The organism is Streptomyces sp. CA-251387 (assembly GCF_050936625.1).
Classification (GTDB): domain Bacteria; phylum Actinomycetota; class Actinomycetes; order Streptomycetales; family Streptomycetaceae; genus Streptomyces.
Genome location: NZ_JBNJMJ010000001.1, coordinates 2,905,491 through 2,932,294, shown reverse-complemented (window position 1 = coordinate 2,932,294; position 26,804 = coordinate 2,905,491). Strand labels below are relative to the sequence as shown.

Sequence of the window (26,804 nt, the reverse complement as noted above, 5' to 3'; positions counted from 1 at the left end):
TCAGAGGCCGTAACGGCCCTTCAGATGGCGCCAGAAGTCCCGGAGCATCCACTTGTCGAACTCCGTGATCTGCGCCGCGGATCCCGCCTTCATGAGGAAGCAGCACTGGCCGGTCGGGGTCCAGTCGTAGAAGTCGTCGAGGCCGAAGGTGTGGCCGACTTCGTGCAGATAGACCTGGATGCCCTCCTGGCCCAGCGCGGAGGTGAAGTACTCCTGCCCGACCCACTGCCCCCAGTCGCCGCCGGCACCGCCCTGGAAGCCCTTGGTCAGCCAGAGCGACTGGTCGTAGTGACGGGCCGCGCCGCCCCCGTCGAGGTTGCCGGTGTAGATGTCGACGGAGTTGTCGGTCCACTGGAGAGTGGAGCGGTTCTTCACGGCCCAACCGACGACGTTGACGGGCACGTGGGTGTACGGCCAGGCGTTGTGCCCGGTGCCGTCGGCCTCGACCATGGCGGCCGTCCACTTCCCGAACTGCTTCTTCAGCGCGGCGTGGATCTGGTCACGCAGGGCGGCGCTGACCGGGGCGTCGGACTCCCAGCGGACGCAGTAGTTGACGCTGCCACGGTTGGCCATGACCTGGTCCCAGCCGTAGTTGCGGAAGCCGTAGAGGTCGGGGTAGGTCGACTCGACGTGGTTCCAGACCTCGTTGAGGGGCTGGACGAGGTGGGCGGGCGGATTCCACTGGGCGGCGGCGTGAGCGGGGCCCGCGGTGACGGCGGGCGCAGCGACGAATGCCACCAACGCGGCGAGTGCGGTGCCGAGACGTGCGAGGCGGGTGCGCATCGTGAACTCCCTTGGTGGGGGACGGGACTGCGGCGGGGCCGCTGATGGATGCAGCACGTATGGGTCGCCGCGGGGGCGCGGGGGGTTGCCCGGTGTGGGGTACTTGTGTGTGACGGGCGGGTCGCGCATCGTAGCCGTATGCCCGAGAACCCGGAGTTGCACCTCTGGCTCCAGCCCGTCAAAGGGGAGCCGCTGACCGTGCGGACCGCCGACTTCGCGACCCTGGACTCGGCGGTCGTAGCCCTGAACGAGGCCTTCGACGAGGGCCGCACCCTGCGTTTCGCACTGACCGCCCCGGACGACGCCGAGAACGGGTTCGCGCTGGTCAACTTCGCCCATGTGGTGGCGGTGAAGGTGTGGTCGGCGTCGGCGAAGGGAGCGGATGACGGGCAGTACCTCTGATCGGTGCCGAGACGGGGGCTACGGCTGTGCCATGCCGGCTCTCGCACTCAAGACGCCCCCGTTCTCCCTGCGCGGGAACCTGCCAGAGCTGACGAGGATCGGCTCAGACGGTCTGCCGGGCGGGCCCGGCGGTGCGGGCCGGGGTGCGGGCGGACGTGGCGCGCAGGCGGCGGCCGCGGCGGGTCGGGCCCCAGGGCTTGAGGATCGAGATCACCGTCATGAAGACGTACGCGGACAGGGACACGATCGGCCCGAACAGGACGTCACCGGCATCGGGCAGCGGCCCGCCCGCGGCGACGGCCGCGACCGCGGAGTCCACACCGGGACGCAGGGCGAAGACCGTGGCGGTGGTCGTGGCCAGGGTCATCCAGAACTTGACGTAGACCCACCGGTGCCGCGCCAGCCCCCACGGCGTGCCCAGGGACAGCACGAGCCCGCTGACCAGCGTGAGGAACGCGACCGGCAGCAGGAGCCAGTCGGCGAACAGCTTCATGGCCCGCACGGACGCCTCCACGGTCACCGCGGACCCGGTGGTGGCCGCGGTGACCCCGAGCGCGAGCAGCCCGAGCGTGAGCCCGAGCCAGCTCGCGGAGGCGATGACATGGACGACGAGGAGGGCCCGGCGTGCGGGACGGCTCAGTTTCATGTGCCCCACCGTGCCCGGCGGGGGCGGCGAGGACGTCTGACGGCGGGAGTAACCGCGTGTACTGGCATCGGCGTACCCGGCGAGACTTCGCCTGCTCCACCCTGACGTCGGAACGCCATTCCACGGAGCAGAAGAGCCCCGATGCGGCAACCGACACCCCACACCGCCCTGCGTCGGCTGGACGTCTTCGCGGGCGCCAGGTTTCGAGCCTGTTCGGCGCAGGCCCATTGCCGGGGCAAACGCACTTTGAGTAACCTGTGTTCGTTATCCCGATCGGCTGTTGAAATTTCGAACGCAGCCTCACCGACACCAAGGGAGGGGGCCGGACGTGGGACGCCTTGTACCAGCCGTGACCCGGGCTCTCGACATTCTCGAGCTCTTCCTCGACGGGGACGGTACGCTCTCCGCCCCCGACATCGTGCGCAAGCTCCAGCTGCCGCGCACCACCGTGCACGAGCTGGTCACCACTCTCGCCGCCCGGTCGTACATCGTCCAGGTCCCGGGTCAGCCGGGACGGTACCGGCTGGGTGTACGGCCGTACCAGCTCGGCAGCCGGTACGCCGAGCAGCTCGACCTCGCGGCCGAGGGGCAGCAGGTCGCCCGGTCCGTCGCCGAGACCTGCGACGAGACCGTGCACGTGGCGATCCTCGAGGGCACCGACGTCATCTACATCGCCAAGGTCGACTCGACGCACGCCGTGCGGATGGTGTCCGCGGCCGGGCGCCGACTGCCCGCCCACTGCACCTCCGTCGGCAAGATGCTGCTGGCCTCCCTTCCCGAGCAGGAGCTCACTGCACGGATCCCCGACAGTGCCGAGCTCGTCGCGATGACTCCGAACAGCATCACCGACCCCGGCGCCCTGCGCGAGGCCCTCGCCGGGATCCGTGAGCGGGGGATCGCCGTCGAGAGCCGGGAGTCCAACCCGGACGTGTCGTGTGTCGCCGCGCCGGTGCGGGACCGTACCGGGCAGGTCGTCGCCGCCCTCTCCATCTCCGTCCCCATGATCCGCTGGAGCGAGGAGCGGCGCGCCGAGCTCGAGCAGCTCGCCGCCAAGGGCGCCGCCGAGCTGTCCGAGCGTCTCGGGCACCGGAGCGTGGCATGACGGCGGCGCAGTACGAGGTCGCGGTGCGGGCGGAGGCGGAACTCGGTGAGGGGCCGACCTGGGACCCGGACACGGGGCGGCTCCTCTGGATCGACATCCTGCGGTCCCGGATCCACACGTACGACCCCGTCTCCGGGCGGCGCACGGTCCGTACGACGCCGCAGCACATCGGCGCCGTCAAGCCGCGGGCCGGTGGCGGCCTCGTCCTGAACCTCCGGGACGGCGTGGGCCTGCTCGATCCGGACGACACCTTCCGCTGGCTGCACCACGAGCCCGTTCCCGGCCGCCGCGCCAACGACGCCGCCGTCGCTCCCGACGGCTCCCTGTGGGCCGGCACCATGCGGTACGACGAGGCGCCGGGCGGTGGCACCCTGTCCCGGCTCACCGGTGACGGCTCCGTCGACGTGATCCTCGACGACGTGGCGGTGAGCAACGGCACGGGCTGGAGCCCGGACGGCAGCCTCATGTACTACATCGACTCGCCGACCCGCCGCGTCGACGTCTTCGACTTCGCGGACGGGCGCGCCGTGAACCGGCGCCCGCTCGTCGAGATCGAGGACGGCGCCGGGTTCCCCGACGGTCTCACGGTCGACGCCGAGGGCTGCGTATGGGTGGCCCTGTGGGAGGGCGCGGCGGTACGCCGCTACACGCCGTCCGGCGACCTGGACCGGGTCGTCCCGCTCCCTGTGCCCCGGGTGACGGCCTGTGCCTTCGCCGGCCCCGACCTGACCGACCTGTACATCACGACGGCCCGCGTCGGCCTGACGTCACCGCCCCCGCTGGCAGGGTCGGTGTTCGTGGTGCCGGGGGCGGGGAAGGGCCTGGCGCAGCCGGCGTTCGAGGGCTGAGCCCTCCTGGCGCTCGGGGGTGGGTCGCGCGGCCCGGCGCGGCGTGACTGCGTCTGCTGAGTCGGACCACCGCGCGCCGCGAGCTTCCGGCGGCCCGGCGTTGGTGTGGGCCGGGGGTGGGTGCGCGGCACCCCGTCAGCGCCGGGCTGCGCGACCCACCCCCAGCCCAGCCCAGCCCACCCCGCCTACCGCAACCCCGCCGCCTTCAGCTCCTCCACCGTCAGCGGCGGTCCGCTCAACGGTGGCTTGAGCGGGCCGGCGATCGCGGCGAGCAGCATCGAGGGGGCCAGCAATACCTCCGCCCCCCGCTCCAGTGACGTCACGTCCGTGACCCGACGGGCGATCCGCCCGTTCCCGGTGGCGGTGTGCAGCAGGCGGCCCACGTACGCCGCCAGCAGGCGGTCGCGGAGAGTGGGGCCGCTCTCCGTCGCTCCCGGATAGAACACGTCCATCCCCAGGGCCAGGTCCCACGCCGCCGACGCCGGTCGGGCCACCGCCTGCTGGATCCGCCGGGACAGGCGGGGCGAACCCCAGCCGTGCCGTCGTACCGCGTCCCGCAGGGCCACCGCGGACTGGGCGGCTACGGACATCCCGTGCCCGTAGATCGGGTTGAGCGCGCACAGGGCGTCTCCGAGCACGGCGAAGTTCTCGGGCCAAGCCGGCATCCGCTCGTAGTAGTGGCGCCGGTTGGCGGTCGTCCGCGTGTAGGCCACGTCGGTCAACGGCTCGGCGTGCGCGAGCAGGTCGGCGATGACGGGGTGCCGCAGGTCCTCACGTGCGTACCGGACGAATGCCTCGGCCTCGGTGGGGGGCTCGCCGCCCCGGGAGCCGAAGAGCGTGACGATCCACCGGCCGTCCTCGATGGGCAGCAGCACGCCCCCGCACCCGGGCTTCCCGGCCCGCGGATCCGGCTGGACGTTGACGACCGGGAACCCCTCCCGCGCCGCCTCGGGCGCCCGGAACACCCGACTCGCGTACGCCACCCCGGAGTTGACCTCACGCCGCTCCACCGCCGGCAGCCCGAGCTCCGTCAGCCAGCGCGCCGTACGCGAACCACGCCCCGTGGCGTCGACGACCAGGTCGGCAGACAGGGTCCGTTCGGCAGCGGGCTCCGCCTTCCCGTGCGGCCGGATCCGTACGCCCGTCACCGCCGCGCCCGTGCCGACCGGCCCGAGCACCTCGGCGCCCTCGACCAGCTCGATCCGTTCGTCGGCCAGGACCGCCGCCCGCACGGTCGCGTCCAGCAGGTCCCGGCTGCACAGCAGCATGTGGTGCGACTCGGCCCACCGCCGGTACCAGCCGTACGGCGACAGCGCCACCATGTCCGTGGTCACCGGCAGCCGGTGCGCCCCGGCCTCCCGAAGCCCGGCGACCACGCCCGGGAGCAGTTCCTCCAGCGCACGCACCCCGCCCGACCACAGTTGGTGGACGTGCCGGGCCTGCGGCAGGCCCTTGCGCGGCTCGGGGCCGTCCGGCAGCACGTCGCGTTCCACGACGGTGACGTGGTCGGCGACGTCGGCCAGCGCGCGGGCGGCGAGCAGGCCGGCGAGGGAGCCGCCGAGGACGACGGCGGTGGTGGGGCGTTCAGTCATGTACGGGCACGTTCTCTGCTGGGGCGGCCGGGGCTGCCGTATGGGCACGGACCGCCTCGATCTCGTCGGGGTGGCGGAGGGCTCGGGAGACGGCCCCGATCTCCTGGAGGAGATCCGTGGTGTCACGGGTGTCGGGGCCGCCGGTGCCGCTCCCGTCCGGGGCCCGGCTCCTGCGGTCGGCGACGTCCTGGATGGTCACGGCGGCGGCTAGCGCCTTCGCCCGGCCGGGCGGGAAGCCGAGGGCCAGCGCGGCGTCGTACGACCGCCTGCGCAGGTCCTCGTCGATGTGCCGGGCCAGCGGCAGCAGGACGTCACGGATGAAGGTCTCGCGCCGGATCAGCCGCAGTTCCGGCGAGGCGCGCAGGACGAACGGCACACCGGAACCGTTGACGGACCGCATCAGCCGGTACAGGGGCCGCAGTTCGTGGTGGGCGAGCCGGACCCGCCAGCGGTCGTGGGCGTACTGGCCGGCGTGCGGGAGGATGAAGCCGACCGCGATCAGGATGGCGGACAGACAGGCGACCGGCGGCGCGAGGTCGGTGCTGAGCCAGTCCAGGTCGTTGCCCGTCCAGCGGGCGGCGACGGCGGTCAGCTTGGCCGCGTCGAAGATGAGGTTGAGGGCGTAGCCGACCCCCAGGCACACCAGTCCCCAGCGCAGCCAGGCGTCCAGGCCGTCGGTGCGCACCCAGTTCCAGATCAGCCGGGACGTGATGAGGACGGCCGTGCAGTGCGCGAGCAGATAGAGCAGCGTCTCCTCGCGCATGAACGGCGTGTTGGCGTAGTACGTGTCGAGGTCCCGCACCCGCTCCACGGGCGCGTCGGCGAGGGCGAACAGCACCCACAGCGCGACGATCACGCCCGAGTACGCGCAGAAGACGAGGCGCATGGCGCGGCGGGTCTCGGCGCTGCGGTCGGACAGGCCGTTGCGCCAGGCGATGATCAGCAGTAGACAGGAGCCGCAGAAGGCGGTGAGCAGGGAGTAGACCAGGGGCGCCGCGAAGTTCGGTACGCCCGTGACGCGGTTGACCCAGGCGATCGTCGCCGGAGCCGCGAAGACGAACACGGCACAGGCGAGCAGCAGCAGGCCGCCCACCGCGCGCAGCAGCGGGTCCCGCCAGAGCCGGATGATGGTGGGCAGCTTGATCGCCAGCGCGGCGGTCAGGACGACGGTGGGGATCCAGAACGAGATGTACACCTCGCCCAGAACATGGGAGGGATCCAGCGCCAGGCCGTGAGAGGGAGCGGTCACCGCGCCGCCCTCCCGCTTCCCCGGTAGCCCAGCGAACGCTGCACGGGCCCGAGCGGCGCGTCCGACGCCTGCCCCGACAGCAGCGGCCGGAAGGCGGCGGCCAGCCGGTGCCCGAAGTCGTCGGCCTCGGCCTCGTCCCGCTCCCGGGAACCGTCGCGGGCGGCCACCGTCAGGGCGACGTCCTTCCACCCGGGCCGGTCGGCGAGCGCGTGCACGGCTGCCGTACCGGCGGTGTGGTGGTGGCCGTGCCCGGCGTGCAGATGCCACAACTCATGGCCGAGTATGACCAGTTGCTGCATCGGCTCGGCCCGTTCCTCGACGATGACCAGGTCGAAGTCCTGGAACTCCACCCACAGCCCGGTCACTTCGATCTCGTCGGGGAAGCGCTCGAAGCGCAGCTCGACGGGGCGTCCGCCGCGCAGCGCGCTCATCTCCGCGCACAGTGCCTGGCACAGCTCGCGTGTGTCGGCCGGGGGATGGGGTCTCGCCCGCAGGGCCGCGCTCAGATCGGAGGCCAGGTCGCGCATGGCCGAGCCGGCGTGAGAGCGTCGCAGCGGCAGCCGTAGTCGTAGCGCCGAAGCGACCCGGGCCGCCCTCCTGCGCGCGCCCGCGATGTTCATCGCACCCCCTGTTCCTCCGCCCTTCGGCGGGCTGTTCGAGCCTACGCGGCCCGAAGTGCCCGCGTCATGTGATCGGGCGACCGTTGTTCAACCGGTAACGACCGAGCGGTGTCCATCCGCCGCGGAGTCCTCGCGAAGTCGGCGACGGTTCGGCAGCGCCCTCAGGGGCGCGGGGCTGTACCGGTATGCGGCTCCGCCGCGTGGGCGCGACCAACCACGACGGACCCGCAGACGCCCAACGACCAGTCCCGGCCCCACCCGCGGAGCGAACTCGTGCACAAGGCATTGACTGGAAAGCGCTTGCCGCCTACGGTCTCGTTCGAAGTTGCGGGCGTGATCCGATATATCGAACAGATAGGGCAGGGATGGGACGACCTGACCTGAATCGCAGACAACTCCTTGCCGCAGCCGGCGGTTTGGCCGTGGCGGGCAGCTTCGGCTTCGCGGCGCTCGGGACCGGGGCCGACGCGCTCGCCTCCAGCGCGGACACTCGCGTGCGCTACTGGAACCTCTTCAGCGGCGGCGACGGCGCCAACATGATCGCGATGCTGGACGCCTTCCGGAAGGACAACCCGGACATCGACGTGAAGGACTCCACCCTCCAGTGGGGCAACCCCTTCTACACCAAGCTCGCCATGGCGGCCGCCGGCGACCGCGCGCCCGACCTTGGCGTCATGCACATGGGCCGGGTCACCGGCTTCTCACCGGGCCGCCTCCTCGACCCCTGGGACGTCGGCCTGCTCGCCAAGTACGGCATACGGCAACAGGACTTCAACCCCAGGCTGTGGAACCGCGGCGTCATCGACGGCAAGCTCTACGCCCTGCCGCTCGACATCCACGTCCAGCTCTGCTTCTACCGCAAGGACGTGCTGAAGAAGGCCGGCCTGCTCGGCGACGACGGCAGGATGATCCCGGTCACCTCCACCGACGAATGGTTCGACGTCCTGAAGAAGGCCAAGGCCGCCCAGAAGAAGGGCCTGCAGACGATCGGCCTGTGGACCAACGACCAGAACTTCCAGTGGTGGTTCTTCGTCGCCTTCTACACCCAGCTCGGCGGCCAGTGGTTCGACGACGCCGACACCGAGGTCCTCTTCGACACCGACAAGGCCATCCAGGTCCTGGAGTTCCTCCGCCGGCACGTCACCGACGGGTACGTCATCCCCGGCGCCCCCACCGGCGAACAGTTCGTCAACGGTGCCCCCTTCACCTGGGAGGGCAACTGGTCCGTGCCGGTCTTCTCCGGCGCCGAGCTGGACTACGGCGCGACCCCGCTGCCGCCCGTCTTCGGGAAGCAGGCCACCCACGCCGAGTCGCACGCCTTCGTGCTGCCGCACCAGGCGGGCCGCGGCGGCGCCACCAACGAGGGCGCGCACGAACTCGCCGCGTATGTCGTCAAGCACGCCCTCCAGTGGGCGGCCGGCGGTCACATCCCCGCGTACACGCCGACGCTCTCCACGGACGCGTACAAGAAGCTCACCCCGCAGAACGAGTACGTGAGCGCCATGGACCACCAGGCCACCGAGCCGAAGGTGTGGTTCGCGGGCTCCACCGGCGTCCTCGCCCAGGACCTCGGCCCGGTCGTCGTCTCCTCGACCATGGGCTCCGCCAAGCCGGCCGCCGTGGCGAACCGCATGAAGAGCCGGCTCACCAAGCTCCTCGCCTCGAAGAACCCGATGGACGGCAGGACCGCCGCGCAGGGAGGTGCGGTCGCATGACGACCAGCGCGCACATGACGACCAGCGCTCAGACCGTCGTCGCACCGGCACGTGCCGGGACCGCGACCGCGACCCTCCGCCGCAAGCAGGGCTTCCAGCACGGGGGCTGGTTCGTCGCCCCGTTCCTGCTGCTCTTCGTGCTGTTCGTGATCTGGCCGCTGCTGCGCGGCGTCTACCTCAGCTTCACGGACGCCAACATCTCCGGCGAGGGCGCGAGCTTCGTCGGACTCGACAACTACCGCGAGGCCCTGAACGACTCGGCGATGTGGGACGCGCTCGGCCACAGCGCGTACTTCACGCTGCTGGTCGTCCCGTGCATCACGGTCCTCGCCTTCCTGCTCGCGATGCTCGCCCACAACATCGAGCGCGGCCCATGGCTGTGGCGGCTGTGCTTCTTCTTGCCGTTCCTGCTGCCGTCGACGGTCGCGGGCAACATGTGGGAGTGGCTGTTCAAACAGGGCATCGGCCTGTTCAACGACACCCTCGGGATCGAGACGCCCTGGCTGACCGACAAGTCGTACGCCATGCTCGCCATCGTCATCATGACCCTGTGGTGGACGGTCGGCTTCAGCTTCCTGCTCTACCTCGCCGCCCTCCAGGGCATCCCGGACCACCTGTACGAGGCCGCCAAGCTGGACGGCGCCAACGCCTGGCACCGCATGGTCCACATCACGCTGCCGATGCTGCGCAACATCACCGGCCTGGTGATCGCACTCCAGATCCTCGCCTCGCTCCAGCTCTTCGACCAGGCCGTCGTGATGATGGACTTCGGGCCGGGACCGGAGCTCAGCACCCGCTCCTTCGTCCAGTACACCCTCGAACAGGGCTTCACCAGCTACCGCGTGGGCTACGCCTCCGCGATGTCCATCATCTTCTTCGTGATCATCGCAGTCGTCGCCCTCGCGCGGATGTGGCTGCTGCGCAACCGTGAGGAGGGCGGCCGATGAGCGCCACTCAGATACGGGTCAAGTCCCGCAAGCCCTGGACGCCCAGCCAGATCGTGCTCACGCTGATCGGCGTCGCCGTCTCCGCCGTCTTCGTGGCGCCGATCGCCGCGGCCCTGCTCACCTCGTTCAAGTCCGAGGCGGACGCGGCCGCGATCCCGCCGCACTGGCTGCCGGAGGTCTGGACGGGCCAGGCGTGGAAGGGGCTGTGGGAGACCGGCAACATCAGCAACTGGTTCGTCAACTCCCTGGTGGTGTCGGTCTGCGTCACCTCCGTCGTGCTGACGGTCAGCGCCCTCGCCGGATACGGCTTCGCCCGCACCGAGTTCCGCGGCAAGAACGTCCTGATGGGCATCGTCATGGCGGGCCTGATGATCTCCCCGGCGGTCCTCGGCGTGCCGCTCTTCACCACGGTCCAGCAGATGGGGATGGTCGATACCTACTGGGGGATGATCCTGCCGCAGTGCGCGCCCGCCGCGATGGTCTACATCCTCTACAAGTTCTTCCAGGGCGTCCCGCGCGAGCTGGAGGAGGCGGCCTTCATCGACGGCGCGGGCCGCTGGCGGGTCTTCTTCACGATCGTCGTCCCGCTGGCCCGCCCCTCCCTCGCCGCGGTCGGCATCTTCACCTTCATCGCGTCGTGGAACAACTTCCTCTGGCCCTACATGGTCACCAACAACCCCGACCTGATGACCATGCCGAACGGCATCGCGACCGTCATGAACTCCTACGGCATCCAGTGGGCCCAGCTCATGGCCGGCGGCCTCATGGCGGGCCTGCCCCTGATCGTCGTCTTCGTCTTCTTCCAGCGGCAGATCGTGGCGGGCGTCGCCCACACGGGCCTGGCCGGTCAGTGAACCCCTTGAGGAGGGCCTGAGTTGAAGAGCATCGGACAGAGCTTCAGACTCGCCGCGCTGCTCGCCGCGGCCATGGTCGCCCTGTTGCCGAGCACGGCCCGGGCGGAGGTGACGTACCCGGACCCGAAGGCGATCACCGGCCAGCAGATCATCCACGACCCGACGGTCATCCGCCTCAAGGCCGGCGGCTACGTCGCCTACTCCACCGGCGGCGTGATCGGCGCCCGCCTGTCGAAGGACCTGAAGCACTGGGAGGACGCGGGCAACGCCTTCGCCGAGCCGCCGAGTTGGTGGTACGAGTACAACGACACGGGCGATCCCTGGGCGCCGGACATCTCCTACCGGTCCGGCAAGTACTGGCTGTACTACTCCGTCTCGTCCTGGGGCAGCAACCACTCGGCGATCGGCGTCGCCACGTCCCCGACCGGCCGCCCCGGCACCTGGACGGACCACGGCAAGGTCTTCACCTCCGAGAGGACCGACTCCTGGAACGCCATCGACCCGGCGATCATCAGGACGGACGGCCGGCTGTGGATGGCGTTCGGCTCGTACTGGACGGGCATCCGCATGGTGGAGCTGGACCCGCTCACGGGGAAGGCCCTGCCCGGCGCCACGGTCCACCACCTGGCAACGCGCGCGGACGCCCCGTACGCGGTCGAAGGCCCGTACATCGTCAAGCACGGCCGCTACTACTACCTCTTCGCCTCCTACGACGCCTGCTGCGCGGGCGTGAACTCGACGTACAAAATCAGGGTCGGCAGGTCGACGTCCGTGACCGGCCCGTACGTGGACAGCACGGGCAAGCCGCTGCTGGAGGGCGGCGGCGACCTGCTGCTGGCAGGGCATGGACGTTTTGTCGGCACGGGAGGCGAGTCGGTGTTCCGGGCCAAGGGCCACGACTGGTTGGCGTACCACTACTACGACGCAGAGGACCAAGGCATCCCCAAACTGGGCCTGAACCAACTGCACTGGAAAGCCGACGGCTGGCCGATCGCCCTGTAGGGGCGCGGGGAACTGCGCGACCAGCCCACGACGACCCGCACTCGCCCACGAACGAAGTACCCTCCACCCCGAAAGGCGCACATGAGCACCGCCCGCTTCACCCTGGACCCCGCTTTCACCGTCGGCGAAGTAAACCCCCGCATCTTCGGATCCTTCGTCGAACACCTCGGCCGCTGCGTCTACACCGGCATCTTCGAACCGGACCACCCCACCGCCGACGACAAGGGCCTGCGCCAGGACGTCCTCGACCTCGTCCGCGAACTCGGCGTCACCGCCATCCGCTACCCCGGCGGCAACTTCGTCTCCGGCTACAAGTGGGAGGACTCGGTCGGCCCCGCTGAATCACGCCCCCGCCGGCTGGACCTCGCCTGGCACTCGACGGAGTCCAACCGCTTCGGCCTCTCCGAGTACATCGACTTCCTCCGCAAGGTCGGCCCCCAGGCCGAGCCCATGATGGCCGTCAACCTCGGCACGCGCGGCGTCGCCGAAGCCCTCGAACTCCAGGAATACGCCAACCACCCCGAAGGCACGGCCCTCTCCGACCTCCGCGTCACCCACGGCGACAAGGACCCCTTCGGCATCCGCCTGTGGTGTCTCGGCAACGAGATGGACGGCCCCTGGCAGACCGGCCACAAGACGGCCGAGGAGTACGGCCGGATCGCCGCCGAGACGGCCCGCGCGATGCGCCAGCAGGACCCGAAGGTCGAACTCGTCGCCTGCGGCTCCTCCGGCCAGTCCATGGAGACCTTCGCCGAGTGGGAGGCGACGGTCCTCAAGGAGACGTACGACCTCGTCGACTACATCTCGCTGCACGCCTACTACTGGCCGGAGGACGGCGACGTCGACTCCTTCCTCGCCTCCGCCGTCGACATGGAGTCCTTCATCGAGAACGTCGTCGCGACCTGCGACCACGTCGGGGCTCGCCTCAAGTCCAAGAAGAAGATCAACCTCTCCTTCGACGAGTGGAACGTCTGGTACCTGCGCGAGTGGGAGGAGCACGCGCAGGCGATCGAGCAGAGCGACTGGCCCGAGGCTCCGCGCCTGCTGGAGGACAACTACAGCGTCATGGACGCGGTCGTCTTCGGCTCCCTCCTCATCGCTCTCCTCCGCCACGTCGACCGCGTCACCGTCGCTTGCCTCGCCCAACTGGTCAACGTCATCGCCCCGATCATGACCGAGCCGGGCGGCCCGGCCTGGCGCCAGACGACGTTCTTCCCCTTCGCCCAGGCCTCCGAGTACGGCCGCGGCCAGGTCCTGGACGTCCGCGTGGACTCCCCGACGTACGAGACGAAGAAGTACGGCGAGGCCGACCTGCTGCACGCCACCGCCGTGCGCGCCGAGGACGGCACGGTCACCGTCTTCGCGGTCAACCGCAGCCGCACCGACGCCCTCCCGCTCGAAGTCGCCCTGAACGGCATGGACTTGACTTCGGTCGTCGAGCACAGCGCCCTCGCCGACGCCGACCCGGACGCCCGCAACACCCTCACCGACCCCGAGCGGGTCACCCCGCACCCGGTCGAGGGCACGGAACTGAAGGACGGCCGCCTCACCGCCGTACTGGAACCGCTGTCCTGGAACGTGATCCGGCTGAGCTGACCGATGCCCTCATAGCCGGGAAACGCTCATGGGCCCCAAGGCTGCGCTCAGCTTGGGGCCCTACGGCTGCCCCCCACGCGCACGCTGGTCCGGGCACCGTGAAGGTGACGGAAGCCCTAGCCTTGGAGGCTCGCCGCATCTGATCGAGGGGGGCACATGGCTGACGACGGCATCGAACTGGCCGACGCCGTACAAGCGGTGCGGGACGAACCGATCACCGCGGCGGGTCGCTCGACGGGGCAGGACCTCGTCTTCGAACCGGGCGACATCCAGCCGGAGTTCCCCGTCGAACTGCGCAAGGAGGCCGCAGGCAGCCTGTGGGGCAAGGCCTACGCCTTCGAAGCGGGCATGGACGGGCGGGGCGCCCGCACCCACACGCATCGGGTCGCGGTCACGCTCAAGGCGCTGGACGCACGCACCGGGGAGCCGTGGAAGGTGTCGAACGGGAGCAGGGGCACCACGGCCCGCTTCGGAAGGAGCGGTCGCGCGTAGTGGTCGGGGACAGGACGCTGGGACGCGTTGTCGCGGTGCTGACCGAGCGGCAGGGGACCGGTGTGCTCCTCGACAGCCGTTTCGTGCTGACGGCCGCGCATGTCGTGGAGAACCACGATCTCGTCGAGGTGGTCCACCCCTCGGGCCTGACGGTGGAATGCCAGGTCGAGTGGGTGGACGAGCACTTCGACATGGCACTGCTGTACGCCAGGAGGACCGTCATCCTTCCCGGGTCTGGAGCACCTCTCGGCCGCGTCAGGACCGGCAAGGTCGTCATCGAACAGCCGTTGCCGCACTGCCAGATCGTCGGTTTCCCGCAGAATCAGCGCTACGGCCAGCGCGGTGAGGACCTGGAGTACGACCAGTACCGCGCGACCGTACTCCCGATGGCCGGCCGCATGCGCGACCTCCTCGTCTGCGAACTCGACCTGCCCGCCGCCGACGGCCGGAACCGCAGGACGTCGCCGTTGGCGGGGTTGTCGGGGGCACCGGTCTTCGCCGGGAAGGTCCTGCTCGGCATCGTGACCCAGGTGCCACAGGACCGCCATCACCTGAGGATCGAGGCGGCTCCGGTCGCGTCCGCGCTGAACGTCTCGCGAGGGGCGGAATTCTTAAGTCCCTGGTTCGAGGACGTCACCGACGTCCATCCCCAGGACGAGCTCTTCGAGAGCCACTACGCGGCCGACCTGAGCTCCCAGTACCGCAAGACGGAGATCTTCGGGATCGACGAACTCGGCAGAAGCGAATCACGCTGGGACCTCGATACCGCCTATCTGAGCTTGCAGGCCGCGGAGTCCCTGGCAAGGCGGCGCGGGGTGTCCGACACCGCGCCGCAGCGCATCGACACCCTGCTGAGCGACCGCCCGCGCGTCCTGCTGCGAGGTGAGGCCGGAGCGGGTAAGACGACGCTCGTCTGGTGGCTCGCGGCGCACGCGGCCAGTGGCACCCTCGGACCGAACCTCGACGACCTCAACGGTCTCGTTCCCTTCGTCGTCCCCATGCGGGAGATGTACGCGCGAGGAGGACGTTTCCCCACGGTGTCGGAGCTGCCGTCCGCCGGGCCGGGCATCACAGACGGTGCACCCGACGGCTGGGCCCGCCGTGTCCTGGAGGCTCGTCGAGCACTGCTCCTGGTGGACGGCCTGGACGAAGTCCCGGACCGGGAGCGCGAGGAAGCCCGCCGCTGGCTCTCCGCCCTCCTCGACCGTTATCCGCACACCCGCTGTCTGGCCACCGTCCGTCCCAACGCCGTCGACAAGGACTGGCTGGCCCAGGACGGCTTCGCGGAGCTGACGCTGCTGCCCATGAGCGACGAGGACATCACCGCCTTCGTCGGAGCGTGGCACGACGCCGCCCGCGTCGAGTGCGAACACTTCTACGACATCCGGCGTGGCAACAACGAGCGGGATCTGCTGACCGGTCTGGAGCAGGCTCTGGTCCACCAGCTGGGCCAGAACGCCCCACTGCGCGACATGGCCCGCACACCCCTTTTGTGCGCGGTGATCTGCGCCCTGCACCGCCGTCGGCGGGGCCTGCTTCCCACCACCCGCTGGTCGCTCTACCGGGCCGCCCTCGCCATGCTTCTGGGCGGCCGTGACGCCGGCCGGGGCGTCCACCCCACCGACCACGTCACCCTGGACTCCGACGAGCAGCACGCGCTGCTCCAACGGCTTGCCGTCTGGCTGGTGCGCACCGGCCAGCAGCAGATGACCCGCGATCAGGCCATTCACCAACTCCAGCTGGCGATACGGGACATGCGGCAGATCCGGGAGCAGGGGACACCGGAACGCGTCCTGCTCTTCTTGCTGCACCGCAGCGGCCTGCTCCGGGAACGCGGGGACGATGCCATCGAGTTCATCCACCGCACGTTCCAGGACTTCCTCGCCGCGAAGGAGTTCCACGAGAGCGGATACGTCCTCGAACTCCTCAAACACGCGGAGGAGAAGACGTGGAGCGACGTGATCGTCCTGGCCGTCGGCCACGCCACACGCAAGGACACCCACGATCTCATCGAGGCACTGGTGCTGCGCGGGGACGACGCCCCGACGCGGGCGAAGCGGTGGCACTTCCATCTGCTGGCCGCCCGGTGCGCGACGAGTCTGCTGGCGCTGGACGAGACGCTGATGGACAGGGTGCGTGATCGGGGCCGCGCCCTGATGCCGCCGCAGACCGTCGGCGAGGTGAGCGAGGTCGCGGAGCTGGGTGACTGGGCCGTGGACATGCTGCCGGGCCCGGACGGCCTGAGCGCGGAGACAGCCGGGAAGCTCGTCACCGTGCTCGTCCGCATCCGCAGTGCGCGATCACGGCAGGCGCTCAAGCGGTTCGCGACGCATCCCTCGGACAGTGTCCGGCATGGTGTGGTGATCGGCTGGGCCCTGCAACCCACGGAGGAGTACGCCCGTGACGTACTGGCGGGAATGCACTGCCCGTCGCTTCGAGTCAGCCGCCCTTTGGAACTGGCCTGCCTCACTCGGTTCGGCACCATCCAGCAGCTCGTCGTCTCCGGGCCCCACTCGGCGGAGGAGCTCGATGCCCGGGTTCCGGTGCGGGACATCGAGAGGATCGAGATTCGGGACAACAGCAGAGTCGACAACCTGGAGTTCCTGCGGAAGCGAAAGGATGTGCGGGATCTCGTGCTGGACGCCTGTCCGCAGGTCCGGGACCTTCATGTCCTGTCCGACCTGGCCCTGATCTCGCTCTCGCTCAGCGTGCGGGGGTTCTCGCAGGAGCAACTCCGGTTCCTGCATGAGTTGCGCGGACTCCGGCGGCTCAGTCTCACGGGAGATCCCCGAGACGGCTGGGCGGCCATACGGCCGCACACCGGTGTGCGCGAGCTGAGGGTGACGTCGGAGCGCGACGAGTGGCTCCTGGACCTGGACCGTTGGGCGAGCCTGAGGAGGCTTGACGCCAACATCGGTGGTCGCGACGTTCCGGAGATCGTGCACGGGGTGTCCCGGGCTCCCGAGATCGAAGAACTCGCCCTGGTCATCCGCTCGTTCCAGGAGTTGGTGTCTGCCGTGCCGCTGCCCCAGATCCGTCGTCTGCGGCTCCTCGGCCTGATCGAATACAGCCATGTGTCCCAGGTGCGCCGGACATTTCCCGGTGTGAGTGAACTGGCGCTCTCCTTCGATCCCCCCTCGGGTGTTCCTCAACCGCTGGACCTCCGGAGCCTGCTGGAACTTCCCGGTCTGGCCGTCACCCTCATGGGCGCTGTCCCCGAAGAGCCGCTCATCCTGGGAGCGGAGGAGTTCGGGACCCGGCTCACGATCGAGGCCGCCACCCGCTGACCCCGCTCCCGGCGCGGCGGCAGACGGATCCGATGGTGGTGTGAACGGGCCGGGGTGAATGGCCGGAGTTCGCCCTGGCCGTGCCACGCGCGGCTCCCTACGATTCCAACGCTTCCAGCCTTCACAGAAACCTCACTGTTTATTCAGATGTTCGATGAGGTTGAAACGGGGCCGGGGCGCAGCCACCCCCCATTCCCCAAGGAGAGATCCATGGCACGTGGACTCCTGAGATGTCTGCTGAGCGGCGGCGCGCTGGCCGCTCTGCTCACCACGGCGTTGCCCGCGCACGCGGCGTCGTCCCCGTCCGGCGGGTTCGACGACCCGCCGCCGGACAAGATCATCATCAAGGTTGCCACGGTGAACGGCTCCGGCTGCCCGCAGGGCACCACCGCCGTCGCCGTCTCCGAGGACAACACCGCCTTCACCGTGACCTACAGCGACTACCTCGCCCAGGTCGGCGGCAACTCCGACCCCACGGCGTTCCGCAAGAACTGCCAGCTCAACCTGGTCGTGCACGTCCCCCAGGGCTTCACCTACGCCATCGCCAGCGCCGACTACCGCGGCTTCGCCTCCCTCCAGCCCGGCGCGAGCGCCATACAGCGGGCCTCGTACTACTTCCAGGGCTCCCCGAACACGGCGTACCGCAACCACCCCTACAGCGGCCCCCTCAACGACAACTGGCAGGCCACCGACAGCACCGACTGGGCCCAACTGGTCTGGGCGCCCTGTGGAGTTCAGCGCAACTTCAACATCAACACGGAGCTGCGGGTCAGCGCCGGCACGTCCTCGCCGGACAAGGTCAGCTTCATGACGATGGACTCGACGGACGGCGACATCAGCACGGTGTACCACCTGGCGTGGAAGGAGTGCCCGGGTAAGTGAGAAGGGGGCCGCCCGCTCGGCGGGCGGCCCTTTCCGCTCAGTTCTGCTCGACGCCCAGCGTCAGCGTCCCCGCGTAGCCGGCCGACGGTGAACTGCCCAGCGCCGTGAGCGTCAGCAGGCCGGACGCGGCGCCTCCGTCGTCGTAGATGGAGTCCTGGGCGAGGGTGGTGCGGGGGGGACCGTGTTCGTCGAGTACGGCGACAGCGCGGCGACTCTCGTGGGGTCAGGGTGACGTTCGTGTGCACCTTGACGTGGATGTGGATGCAGCGGCCTCGGTACCACCCCGGTAGACCGAGGTGATCTCGGCTACGCCACGGGAGTTCGTGAGGACTCCGCCGCGCAGGAAGGTGCCGTTGTCGGGCTCGTTGTGGCCGTTGTTGCCGACGAAGCCGGAGTACTCGCCGAGGGCGTCGGCGTGCCAGATCTCGACGAGGGCGTTGCCGAGGGGAGCGCAGGTGTCGTCGTCGACGACGGTGAGGGTGAGCTGGAGCGGGATGCCCGCCTTGTCCTCGCTGATGTCTGCGCGGACGAGCTGCCCGTCCAGGTAGTAGGGGCCTTCGGTCATCTCCTTCGTGAGGGTGCAGACGGCCGCGGTGGCGATCAGTACGGCGCGGCGGCCGATCGGGGTGGGGGATGCCTCGGTGGTGCTTTTCGAAGGCGCATCTTCTGTCATGGACACGGCACCGTAGGAAGGCAAGCTGTTGATGAGCTGCCAGTTGGGCAAGGTGACGGTTCGTCAAGTTCGTTGTCGGTCAGCGCGGACGGTGTCGGGCTCGAACCTCCGGCAAATGTCCACACCGGCGCACCAGGAGTTCATGCCGGGCCTCGCCCTCCACCACATCCATGGCATCGCGCGCCGCCTTGCCGCCGAAGTGTCCGTCTTGGGAATCGGGCCGCAACCGCCGTGTACGCAGCAAGGCGACAGGTCCCGTGAAGAAGTTGGCGTATTCGGTGACCCGACGGTCATAGCGGTGAAGCCCGTCACCGGAATACGGCGTGCACCGCCATAGCGCGGCTGGCCGTCTTCTCTTGGGCGTGCTTTGATCCTGTCGCAATCTGTTCAATCGAAGGGAACCGCAGGTCATGAGCTTCACGCCTCAGATTGAAACGGCTGAGATAGCCGACGCCGTCCTGGACAACGTCTCCGGTGGTCAGGCGGGCGGCGCCGCTGCCTCCGGCGGCATCGCGGGCGCCCTCTCCGGCGGTCTTGCCGGCGGTCTCTCCGAGTCCGTCTCCGCCGTCGCCTGCGCCGATGTCTTTGCCGCGATCTCGCCCGAGGGTGTCGCGCTGGGCGTGCACGGGCACGCTGCCGCCGCTCACTGACGAAAAGTCTGCGACGGGCCCCGGAATTGATTCCCGGGGCCCGTCGGCTTGTATTTGTTTGCATTTCCTGCACTGGTTTCCGAGCAGAAATTCCTCCAGTCGGGACTGGGCGTGCTCGACTCGGTGCCCGTGCCTACGGCGTGCAGGGAAGCCGGACCGTGACGCCGAGGCCGCCGACGGGGCGGGGGACGAGGTCGAGGGTTCCGTCGTGGGCGCGGACGACGCTGTGCACGATGGCCAGGCCGAGGCCGACGCCCGCGTGCTCGTCGGTGCGTACGCGTTCCGTTCCGCGCCGGAAGGGTTCCGTGAGGGTCGGTACCAGTTCCGGTGGCACTGGATGGCCCGTGTTCTCGACCCGCAGCACGCTCACATCGTGCTGCGCTTCGGTGTGGACCGTCACGGTGCCGCCGGCGGGGAGGTTGTGGACGATGGCGTTCTGGACGAGGTTCGTCACCATCCGCAGCAGGAGCTCCGCGGAGCCGCTGGTCCGGGCCGGCCCGCCGGTGACGTCGAGCGTGAGCCCGCGCTGTTCGGCGAGGGGAAGCAGGGTTTCGGCGGCCTCTTCCGCGACGAGGGCGAGGTCGACGCTCTCGCGGGTGAAGTTCCCGCGGTCGCTGCGGCTGAGCAGCAGGAGGGCCTCGGTGAGGTCGATCGCGCGTGTATTGACGGCCTGCAGGCGTTCGAAGAGTTCGCCCTGGTCCCGGGTGGGGTCCTTGCGGGCGACGTCGAGCAGCGTCCGCGAGATGGCCAGCGGGGTGCGCAGTTCGTGGGAGGCGTTCGCGGCGAACCTCTGCTGCTCGGCGACGTGCGACTCGAGTTGTTCGAGCATGGCGTCGAACGTGTCGGCGAGTTCACGGAATTCGTCCTGGCGGCCCTTCATGCGGATCCGGTGGGACAGCGACCCGTTCCCGGCCGTCCGTGTCGCGGCGGTGATCTGTGTGAGCGGTGCGAGCATCCGGCCGGCGAGGATCCATCCCCCGACGAGACCGAACACGAGCAGGAAGGCCATCGCCACGGCCGCGGCGGGGGCGAACGTGCGCACCAGAAGGTAGCGGTTGGGTGAGATCCCGAGCAGGCCCTGGCTGTTGTCGGGCACGTAGCGCAGCAGGAACCCCCACACCACGGCCAGCAGGAGAGCACCGGCGACGGCGAGGAACCCGGCGTAGCTGAGGGTGAGTTTCAGTCGGACGCTGAGCCCTGGGCGTCTAGGCATGCGTACTGCCGGGGCGGGTGGTGCCAGGGCCGGCGACGGAGCCGGTGTCGATGCGGTAGCCGACACCCGGCACCGTGGCGATGATCCCTGGTTCGCCGAGCCGTTTGCGCAGTGCGGAGACGGTGATGCGTACGGCGTTGGTGAAGGGGTCGGCGTTCTCGTCCCAGGCCCGTTCCAGCAGCTCTTCGGTGCTGACGACCCCGCCCTCGGCGGCGACGAGGACTTCCAGCACGGCGAACTGTTTGCGGGTGAGCGCGACGTAGCGTCCGTCGCGGAAGACCTCCCGGCGAAAGGGGTCGAGGCGCAGGCCCGCGATCTCACGGACCGGGGGCCGGGCGTACGCGCGTCTGCGGTCGAGCGCCCTCAGCCGCAGGACGAGCTCCCGCAGCTCGAACGGCTTGGTGAGGTAGTCGTCGGCACCGAGCTCGAACCCGGACGCCTTGTCGTCGATCCGGTCGGCGGCCGTGAGCATGAGGATCGGGATGCCGCTGCCGGAGGCGACGATGCGCCGGGCGACCTCGTCGCCGGAGGGGCCGGGGATGTCGCGGTCGAGGACCGCGAGGTCGTAGGAGTTGACGCTGAGCAGTTCCAGGGCGGAGTCGCCGTCGCCGGCGATGTCGGCGGCGATCGCCTCCAGCCGCAGACCGTCACGGACGGCTTCGGCCAGGTAGGGCTCGTCCTCCACGATCAGTACGCGCATGTCCGAAGCCTAGGCAGCGGAACATATCGCCGACGTATGCAACGACCTGTGCAAAGACGTGTCCAGGACGCCTGGAGGACGTGTGCAGGACGTGTGCACACCGGACACGCGGCTCAGCCTGCCCGCGCCGACGCCGGGCGAGGCCGGTCCTTCGGCGCCTGCGCCGTGGTACGCCACCAGCGGCGCGACGCCAGCGCGGCCAGCACGGCGCCGGCGGCGTTGACCAGGACGTCGTCCACGGAGGACACCCGGTCCAGCCGCAGGACGTACTGTGCGGTTTCCACCAGGACCGAGCAGCCCGCCCCGAGCGCCAGGATCCGCGGCACGGACGCCAGCGCCGCGAACCGCATCGGGGCGAAGAACCCCAGCGCCGCGAAGATCAGCAGGTTGCCGACGATCCCGAGCGCCCCCATCGTGGCCAGGTCCCGCAGCGGTACCAGGCTCACCCGGGCGGGCACGGTGCCGGCCCCGGCGCCCGGCATCAGGGTCAGCCAGAGGAACGGCACCGTCCCGTGGACCATGCCCACCTCGGCCAGCGAGATCCGCCACGCCGTCGGGACGCCGGCGGCACGACGACGGCGGGCCAGAGCCCACACCACCAGCGCGGCCAACGGCAGCGCGACCAAGGTCATGAGCACCACGCCGTTGAACGTGTCGAAGCAGCCGTGCCATCGCCCGGCCATGCACCTCGGAGCGGACATCATGAGCGGCCGCCGCACGACGAACACGGCGCTCGCGATGCCGAGGATCGCCAGGCCGGGGAACACGATCCTGCGCGTGCGGCGGGGCGGTGCCGGCAGGGATGCGTTGTCTTTCATGCCCTTATTGGAGGGGGAGGGCCGTTGCGGGGGCGTATGCGATTTTCGATACGCCCGCGATACGCCCCCATGCCCAACCAGTGTCACAACAGGCCCACCCCAGTCATGGGACAACCTCTAGCGTGGGGACATGAACGACAACCGAATCGAGCTGGCCGACGCCGTGCAGGCGGTGCGGGACCAACTGATCACTGCGGCGGCTCGTTCGGCCGGGCAGGACGTGACGTTCGAAGTGGGCGACATCGAGCTGGAGTTCGGTGTCGAGCTGCGCAAGGAGGTCACGGGCGGGGTGAAGGTGAAGGCGTGGGTGGTCGAGGCCGGGGTCGACGGGGGAGGAGGCACGACCCGGACTCATCGGGTGGCGGTCACGCTGAGGGCGCTCGACGCCCGGACCGGTCAGCCGTGGAAGGTGCGCAACGAGAGCCGAGGGAGCATCGGGCGGTTCGGCGGAGGTGCTGACGCGCGGTGACCGGCGGAAAGGCCCTGAACCGGGCTGTCGTGGTGTGGGGCAACGGCCAGGGAAGCGGGGTGCTGCTCAATCGGCGGAACGTACTCACGGCGTGGCACGTCGTGGAGGACCTCGAGTCCGTCGAGGTGATCCATCCTTCGTCGGGCGAGCTGGTGACGTGTCAGCTCGGCTGGGCGGACGCGACACTCGACGTAGCGGTGCTGACCGCGCCGACGGACGTGATCAGCGCCGAGCGCGCCGCACCGCTGGGAAAGCTCAGGCTGGGCCGAGTCGCCACCGACGCCCCGCTGCCGCACTGCGAGATCGTGGGCTTCCCGCAGATCCAGCGCTACGGGGAGCACGGCGAGGACCTGGAGTACGACCAGTACCGCGTGAGCGTGCTGCCGATGGCCGGCCGGGTGAGGGGCGCCCTCACCTGCGAACTCGACCGGCCGGCAGCCGAGGACGGGGGAAACGGGACCTCGCCCCTGGCCGGGCTGTCGGGTGCTCCGGTCTTCGCCGGGCCCACGCTGCTCGGCGTGGTGACACAGGTGCCTCAGGGGCGTCAGCACCTCAGGATCGAAGCGGTACCGATGTCGGAGGTCGTCGATCGACACGGTCTGGCGTTCCCGCGCACCTGGTTGGAGGACATCTCCGAAGTCCACCCCCAGGACGAGCACTTCGAGGCACGGTACGCGAAGGACCTGGGCTCCCAGTACCGCAAGACGGAGATCTTCGGCATCGACGAACTCGGCCGCAGCGAATCCCGTTGGGACCTCGACACCGCCTATCTGAGCCTGCGAGCCGAGGCCGCCGCGGACCCGTTGTTCGGGTACCTGCCCGGCGAGTTCACGGACTCGCGCAGACCGACATGGGATGGCGCCCAGCGCATCGAGACCCTGCTGACCGATCGGCCCCGCGCCCTGCTGCGCGGCGAGGCGGGCGCCGGCAAGACGACCCTCGTCTGGTGGCTCGCCGCCCATGCCGCCGGCGGTACCCTGGGCAACGAGCTCGCCGAACTGAACGGCCTCGTCCCCTTCGTCATCCCGCTGCGCGAGGTGCACGCACGTGGCGGACGCTTCCCCTCGGTGTCAGAACTCCTCACCGCCGGGCGCGGCATCACGGACGGTCAGCCCGACGGCTGGGCGCACCGAGTGCTGGCAGCTCGTCGCGGCATCCTCCTGGTCGACGGCCTGGACGAGGTACCGGCCGAGCAGCGGGAGAAGGCCCGGCAATGGCTGTGCGCCCTCCTCGACCGCTATCCGGGCACGCGGTGCCTGGCGACCGTGCGCCCCAACGCGGTCGACAGGCAGTGGCTCAGCGACGACGGCTTCGCCGAGCTGACCCTCCTGCCCATGGACGACGACGACATCCGCGCCTTCGTGCACGCCTGGCACAACGCCGCCCGCCTCGAAAGCGACCACCTCTACGACGCCAGGCGCGGCAGCGAGGAACGCGACCTCCTCACCTCCCTGGAGCAGGATCTGGTGCACCAGCTGGAGCGGAACGCCGCGCTGCGCGACCTCGCCCGCACCCCGCTGCTGTGCGCCGTGATCTGCGCCCTGCACCGGCGCCGCCGCGGTCTGCTGCCCACCACCCGCTGGCAGCTCTACCGGGCCGCGCTCGCCATGCTCCTCGGCGGGCGGGACGCGGGCCGCGGCGTCCTCAACGCCGATCACATCAGGCTGGACTCCGACGAGCAGCACGCGCTGCTCCAGCGGCTGGCCGTCTGGCTGGTCCGCACCGGACAGCAACAGATGACGCACGCGCAGGCCGCCCGGCAACTCGACCTCGCCATGCGGGACATGCCCCCCATCCAGGAACAGGGGTCGCCCCAGCGTGTCCTGCGCTTCCTGCTCGATCGCAGCGGGCTGCTCCAGGAGCGGGCGGACGACGCGATCCAGTTCATTCACCGTACGTTCCAGGACTTCCTGGCGGCCAAGGAGTTCCACGAGAGCGGCTATCTCCCGGAGCTGCTCGAAAACGCCCGCAGCGAGGCCTGGCAGGACGTGATCGTGCTGGCCGCCGGGCATGCGGCACGCCCCGACGCCCGCCGTCTCATCGCCTCGCTGATCGATCTCGGGGACGCCGCCGAGCAGCGGAGTGAGCGTCACGTCCTCCACGTGCTGGCGGCTCGGTGCGCGATCAACGTCCAGGCGCTGAACCACGCACTGATGGAGACGGTGAAGGACCGGGTGGACTTCCTCATGCCGCCACAGGACCGTGAGGAGGTCGAGAACCTCGCGAGCCTGGGCGACTGGATCGTGGCGGTGCTGCCGGACGCCGAGGAACTGCGCCGGCGCGTGGCCCTGAACACGGTGCGCCTCCTTGCCCGGGTACGCAGCGCGAAGGCGCGGAGGAAGCTGCGACAGTGCGCATCCCATCCGGACCCGCTCATCCGCAGCGAGGTCGCGAACGCCTGGGACCTGCACCCTTTGCAGGAATACGTCAACGAAGTCCTGGACGGGGCCGACCTGCCGGATCTACTGGTCGACAAACGGGCTCAACTCGTACGACTGGCCCGCCTGGGGTCCGTCGCCAAGCTGACGGTGAGGGGTTCGTATCCATCGGCGGAACTGGACGCCTACCTCCCGGTGCGGCACCTCGAATCGCTCACGATCTGGAACAACGAGACGATCGAGAGTCTCGAGTTCCTGCGGAGCCGAGCGGATCTGAGAAGACTCGAACTGCAGGAGTGCATCTCCCTGCGGGACCTGTCCGCACTCCCCACCCTCGAGCTGACGGCCCTCCGGCTGACCGGCCACATCGAGGGAAGTCTCGCACCGCATCCGGGCGTACGGCACCTGGAGGTGGACATCGAGAGCCTCGCGTGCTTCTACCACCTGGACGTATGGCCGAACCTGCGGGCACTGTCGGTCGAGGGGTACCTCCGCGAACCGTCCTGGTTTCTCCAGGCCGTGCTCGGCGCCCCCGGGCTCACCCGGATCGCGCTGAGCGTCGAGTCACTGCACGAGCTGAACCCCGTGGATCCGCTCCCCCGCATCGAGCGACTGATGATCAACGGCTTGCGGAAACCCGACGACATCGGGCAACTGCGCCGCGTCTTTCCCCACCTGAGAAAGCTGGCCCTGGGCCTGGCGACCGGTGGTTCCGTACTCGATCTGCGGGAACTCCAGGGCATGCCCGATCTGCAACTCGACATCTGGGGCGATGTCCCGGAGGAAGCCGACATCAAGGGAGCGGAGGCCTTCGGCGACCGGCTGCGATGCCACAGAGGCGCGGTGTACTAGCGAACGCCCCCGCATGCGTGGGTGAGGAAGTCGGCCCAGGCGGTGGGGGAGAGGGCGAGGTGTGGGCCCTGGTTGTCCTTGGAGTCGCGTACGTGGATGGTGGCGGGGGTGAGGGCGACCTCGACGCAGTCGCCGTCGCCGCCGCTGCTGTAGCTGCTCTTGAACCAGGCCAGTTCGCTCGTGCTCATAGCTCTCCTCGCATGCGCTGCAACAGGCCCACGGAGTCTTCAGGGGTGAGAGCCTGCGAACGCATACTGGCATACCGCCTCTGGAGGACGCTGACCTCTTTCGCGTCGGAGATGAGCAGGCCGCCTCGCTGCCCCTCGCAATAGGCGAACCACTTGTTCTCCGGTGTCTCCAGGAGCTGCATCGGGCCGTCGAGCCCCGAGTGGGTCTCCCGTTCCGTCGGCATGATCTGGATCTCGATGTTCCGCAGTTCGGCGATGTCCAGTGCGTGGTCGATGAGCTCTCGCGTGGTCGCCACACCGCCCGTTCGCCGCCGGAACAAGTGCTCCTCCAGGACGAAGGCGAACGCCGTGTTCGGTCGTTCTCGCAGCAGTCGTTGCCGTTCGGCCCGCGCTGCCCACTGCGCCTCGATCTGCTCGTCATCCAGGGGCGGGAGCTGGGTTGTGAACAAGGTTCGCGCGTACGCCTCGGTCTGCAACAGCCCCGGGATCAACCGGCATTCGTACGTGTACAGCGTGATTGCCGTTGCCTCCAGCCGCGCCCACCGCCGAAACCACGCCGCCAACCCCGGCTGCCGAGCCAGATGCTGCGCGGCCCGCCGCAAGGCCCCCGTATTCCCCAGCACCGCCTCCGCCCGCTCCGCGAACGTCGGATCCGGCATCCGCCGCCCCAACTCCACCGAAGCCACGGTGTGTTTGGACAGCCCCACCCGATCCCCGAACTCCTCCCGGCTCAGCCCGGCGTGCTCCCGCAAAGCCTGGACGACCGCCCCGAACGTCCGCAGACTGTCCGATGACTCCGGCTCACCACTCGTACCCAGCACATCCACCACCGTCGGCCACCTCCGC

The 26,804-nt window shown here is 69.7% G+C and carries 24 protein-coding genes and 1 pseudogene; 14 read left to right on the top strand and 11 right to left on the bottom strand.

Going from position 1 to position 26,804, the window contains the following annotated elements; genetic code table 11:
* Positions 1 to 783: a hypothetical protein gene (locus ACQEV2_RS13150; RefSeq protein WP_433039628.1), complete on the bottom strand. Its 783-nt coding sequence runs from the start codon at positions 781 to 783 to the stop codon at positions 1 to 3.
* A gap of 138 nt (positions 784 to 921) precedes the next feature.
* On the opposite strand from ACQEV2_RS13150, the gene ACQEV2_RS13145 reads away from it, so the two are divergent.
* Positions 922 to 1,185, top strand: a complete 264-nt coding sequence (locus tag ACQEV2_RS13145) for a hypothetical protein (protein WP_433039626.1) — start codon at positions 922 to 924, stop codon at positions 1,183 to 1,185.
* A 103-nt stretch (positions 1,186 to 1,288) separates the two neighbouring features.
* Here the strand turns inward: ACQEV2_RS13145 and ACQEV2_RS13140 are convergent, their stop codons facing one another.
* Entirely contained in the window at positions 1,289 to 1,831 is a 543-nt protein-coding gene (locus ACQEV2_RS13140) for a DUF2269 family protein (protein WP_433039624.1), read from the bottom strand.
* A 328-nt stretch (positions 1,832 to 2,159) separates the two neighbouring features.
* On the opposite strand from ACQEV2_RS13140, the gene ACQEV2_RS13135 reads away from it, so the two are divergent.
* Both ACQEV2_RS13135 and ACQEV2_RS13130 read left to right on the top strand, forming a co-directional pair.
* On the top strand, positions 2,160 to 2,933 hold the full coding sequence (locus ACQEV2_RS13135) for an IclR family transcriptional regulator (RefSeq protein WP_433039622.1): 774 nt from the start codon (positions 2,160 to 2,162) through the stop codon (positions 2,931 to 2,933).
* On the top strand, positions 2,930 to 3,781 hold the full coding sequence (locus ACQEV2_RS13130) for an SMP-30/gluconolactonase/LRE family protein (protein ID WP_433039620.1): 852 nt from the start codon (positions 2,930 to 2,932) through the stop codon (positions 3,779 to 3,781). The genes ACQEV2_RS13135 and ACQEV2_RS13130 overlap by 4 nt, the downstream gene beginning before the upstream one ends.
* Before the next feature lie 185 nt (positions 3,782 to 3,966).
* Here the strand turns inward: ACQEV2_RS13130 and ACQEV2_RS13125 are convergent, their stop codons facing one another.
* From ACQEV2_RS13125 to ACQEV2_RS13115, 3 genes are read right to left on the bottom strand one after another with little or no spacing between them, the layout of a single operon-like run.
* A complete protein-coding gene (locus tag ACQEV2_RS13125) occupies positions 3,967 to 5,373 on the bottom strand; it encodes an NAD(P)/FAD-dependent oxidoreductase (RefSeq protein WP_433039618.1) in 1,407 nt (468 codons plus the stop codon).
* The gene (locus tag ACQEV2_RS13120; protein ID WP_433039616.1) at positions 5,366 to 6,622 is read right to left on the bottom strand and encodes an MAB_1171c family putative transporter; all 1,257 of its coding nucleotides are present in this window, start codon (positions 6,620 to 6,622) and stop codon (positions 5,366 to 5,368) included. The genes ACQEV2_RS13125 and ACQEV2_RS13120 overlap by 8 nt, the downstream gene beginning before the upstream one ends.
* On the bottom strand, positions 6,619 to 7,242 hold the full coding sequence (locus ACQEV2_RS13115) for a toxin-antitoxin system, toxin component family protein (RefSeq protein ID WP_433039614.1): 624 nt from the start codon (positions 7,240 to 7,242) through the stop codon (positions 6,619 to 6,621). The genes ACQEV2_RS13120 and ACQEV2_RS13115 overlap by 4 nt, the downstream gene beginning before the upstream one ends.
* A 365-nt stretch (positions 7,243 to 7,607) precedes the next feature.
* Here ACQEV2_RS13115 and ACQEV2_RS13110 point away from each other — a divergent pair, with 365 nt between their 5' ends.
* From ACQEV2_RS13110 to ACQEV2_RS13075, 8 genes are all read left to right on the top strand, one after another.
* The gene (locus ACQEV2_RS13110) at positions 7,608 to 8,957 is read left to right on the top strand and encodes an extracellular solute-binding protein (RefSeq protein WP_433039612.1); all 1,350 of its coding nucleotides are present in this window, start codon (positions 7,608 to 7,610) and stop codon (positions 8,955 to 8,957) included.
* A 14-nt stretch (positions 8,958 to 8,971) separates the two neighbouring features.
* Positions 8,972 to 9,904 (top strand): carbohydrate ABC transporter permease, encoded by a 933-nt coding sequence (locus tag ACQEV2_RS13105; RefSeq protein WP_433054406.1) that lies wholly within the window; start codon positions 8,972 to 8,974, stop codon positions 9,902 to 9,904.
* Positions 9,901 to 10,758, top strand: coding sequence for a carbohydrate ABC transporter permease (locus ACQEV2_RS13100; protein WP_433039610.1), 858 nt, complete (start codon positions 9,901 to 9,903; stop codon positions 10,756 to 10,758). The genes ACQEV2_RS13105 and ACQEV2_RS13100 overlap by 4 nt, the downstream gene beginning before the upstream one ends.
* A gap of 72 nt (positions 10,759 to 10,830) precedes the next feature.
* Positions 10,831 to 11,760 carry an arabinan endo-1,5-alpha-L-arabinosidase gene (locus ACQEV2_RS13095; RefSeq protein ID WP_433054403.1) on the top strand — a complete coding sequence of 310 codons (930 nt, stop codon included), beginning with the start codon at positions 10,831 to 10,833 and terminating at the stop codon, positions 11,758 to 11,760.
* An 81-nt stretch (positions 11,761 to 11,841) separates the two neighbouring features.
* Positions 11,842 to 13,356 carry an alpha-N-arabinofuranosidase gene (locus ACQEV2_RS13090; RefSeq protein WP_433039608.1) on the top strand — a complete coding sequence of 505 codons (1,515 nt, stop codon included), beginning with the start codon at positions 11,842 to 11,844 and terminating at the stop codon, positions 13,354 to 13,356.
* Between the two features lie 156 nt (positions 13,357 to 13,512).
* Positions 13,513 to 13,848: a trypco2 family protein gene (locus ACQEV2_RS13085; protein WP_433039606.1), complete on the top strand. Its 336-nt coding sequence runs from the start codon at positions 13,513 to 13,515 to the stop codon at positions 13,846 to 13,848.
* Entirely contained in the window at positions 13,848 to 17,135 is a 3,288-nt protein-coding gene (locus ACQEV2_RS13080) for an NACHT domain-containing protein (protein ID WP_433039604.1), read from the top strand. Before ACQEV2_RS13085 ends, ACQEV2_RS13080 begins: the two co-directional genes overlap by 1 nt.
* A 210-nt stretch (positions 17,136 to 17,345) precedes the next feature.
* Positions 17,346 to 18,017, top strand: a complete 672-nt coding sequence (locus tag ACQEV2_RS13075; RefSeq protein WP_433039602.1) for a DUF4360 domain-containing protein — start codon at positions 17,346 to 17,348, stop codon at positions 18,015 to 18,017.
* 37 nt (positions 18,018 to 18,054) lie between these two features.
* Here ACQEV2_RS13075 and ACQEV2_RS13070 read toward each other — a convergent pair.
* Positions 18,055 to 18,690, bottom strand: a pseudogene (locus ACQEV2_RS13070) (intradiol ring-cleavage dioxygenase).
* 410 nt (positions 18,691 to 19,100) lie between these two features.
* Here ACQEV2_RS13070 and ACQEV2_RS13065 point away from each other — a divergent pair.
* Positions 19,101 to 19,340 carry a hypothetical protein gene (locus ACQEV2_RS13065; RefSeq protein WP_433039600.1) on the top strand — a complete coding sequence of 80 codons (240 nt, stop codon included), beginning with the start codon at positions 19,101 to 19,103 and terminating at the stop codon, positions 19,338 to 19,340.
* A 133-nt stretch (positions 19,341 to 19,473) separates the two neighbouring features.
* Here ACQEV2_RS13065 and ACQEV2_RS13060 read toward each other — a convergent pair whose 3' ends face one another.
* The 3 genes from ACQEV2_RS13060 to ACQEV2_RS13050 all read right to left on the bottom strand — a co-directional run bounded on the left by ACQEV2_RS13060 (position 19,474) and on the right by ACQEV2_RS13050 (position 22,071).
* Entirely contained in the window at positions 19,474 to 20,553 is a 1,080-nt protein-coding gene (locus ACQEV2_RS13060; RefSeq protein WP_433039598.1) for a sensor histidine kinase, read from the bottom strand.
* Positions 20,546 to 21,253, bottom strand: a complete 708-nt coding sequence (locus tag ACQEV2_RS13055) for a response regulator transcription factor (protein WP_433039596.1) — start codon at positions 21,251 to 21,253, stop codon at positions 20,546 to 20,548. Before ACQEV2_RS13055 ends, ACQEV2_RS13060 begins: the two co-directional genes overlap by 8 nt.
* A gap of 113 nt (positions 21,254 to 21,366) precedes the next feature.
* A complete protein-coding gene (locus ACQEV2_RS13050) occupies positions 21,367 to 22,071 on the bottom strand; it encodes a VanZ family protein (protein WP_433039594.1) in 705 nt (234 codons plus the stop codon).
* Positions 22,072 to 22,201: 130 nt separating this feature from the next.
* On the opposite strand from ACQEV2_RS13050, the gene ACQEV2_RS13045 reads away from it, so the two are divergent.
* Positions 22,202 to 22,540 carry a trypco2 family protein gene (locus ACQEV2_RS13045; RefSeq protein ID WP_433039592.1) on the top strand — a complete coding sequence of 113 codons (339 nt, stop codon included), beginning with the start codon at positions 22,202 to 22,204 and terminating at the stop codon, positions 22,538 to 22,540.
* Positions 22,537 to 25,770, top strand: a complete 3,234-nt coding sequence (locus ACQEV2_RS13040; protein WP_433039590.1) for an NACHT domain-containing protein — start codon at positions 22,537 to 22,539, stop codon at positions 25,768 to 25,770. The genes ACQEV2_RS13045 and ACQEV2_RS13040 overlap by 4 nt, the downstream gene beginning before the upstream one ends.
* On the opposite strand, the gene ACQEV2_RS13035 is transcribed toward ACQEV2_RS13040, so the two are convergent.
* Complete coding sequence (locus ACQEV2_RS13035; protein WP_433039588.1) at positions 25,767 to 25,958, bottom strand: DUF397 domain-containing protein; 192 nt, start codon at positions 25,956 to 25,958, stop codon at positions 25,767 to 25,769. The two genes, ACQEV2_RS13040 and ACQEV2_RS13035, sit on opposite strands and share 4 nt — an antisense overlap.
* Positions 25,955 to 26,788, bottom strand: a complete 834-nt coding sequence (locus tag ACQEV2_RS13030) for a helix-turn-helix domain-containing protein (RefSeq protein ID WP_433039586.1) — start codon at positions 26,786 to 26,788, stop codon at positions 25,955 to 25,957. The genes ACQEV2_RS13035 and ACQEV2_RS13030 overlap by 4 nt, the downstream gene beginning before the upstream one ends.
* Between the last annotated feature and the right edge of the window lie 16 nt (positions 26,789 to 26,804).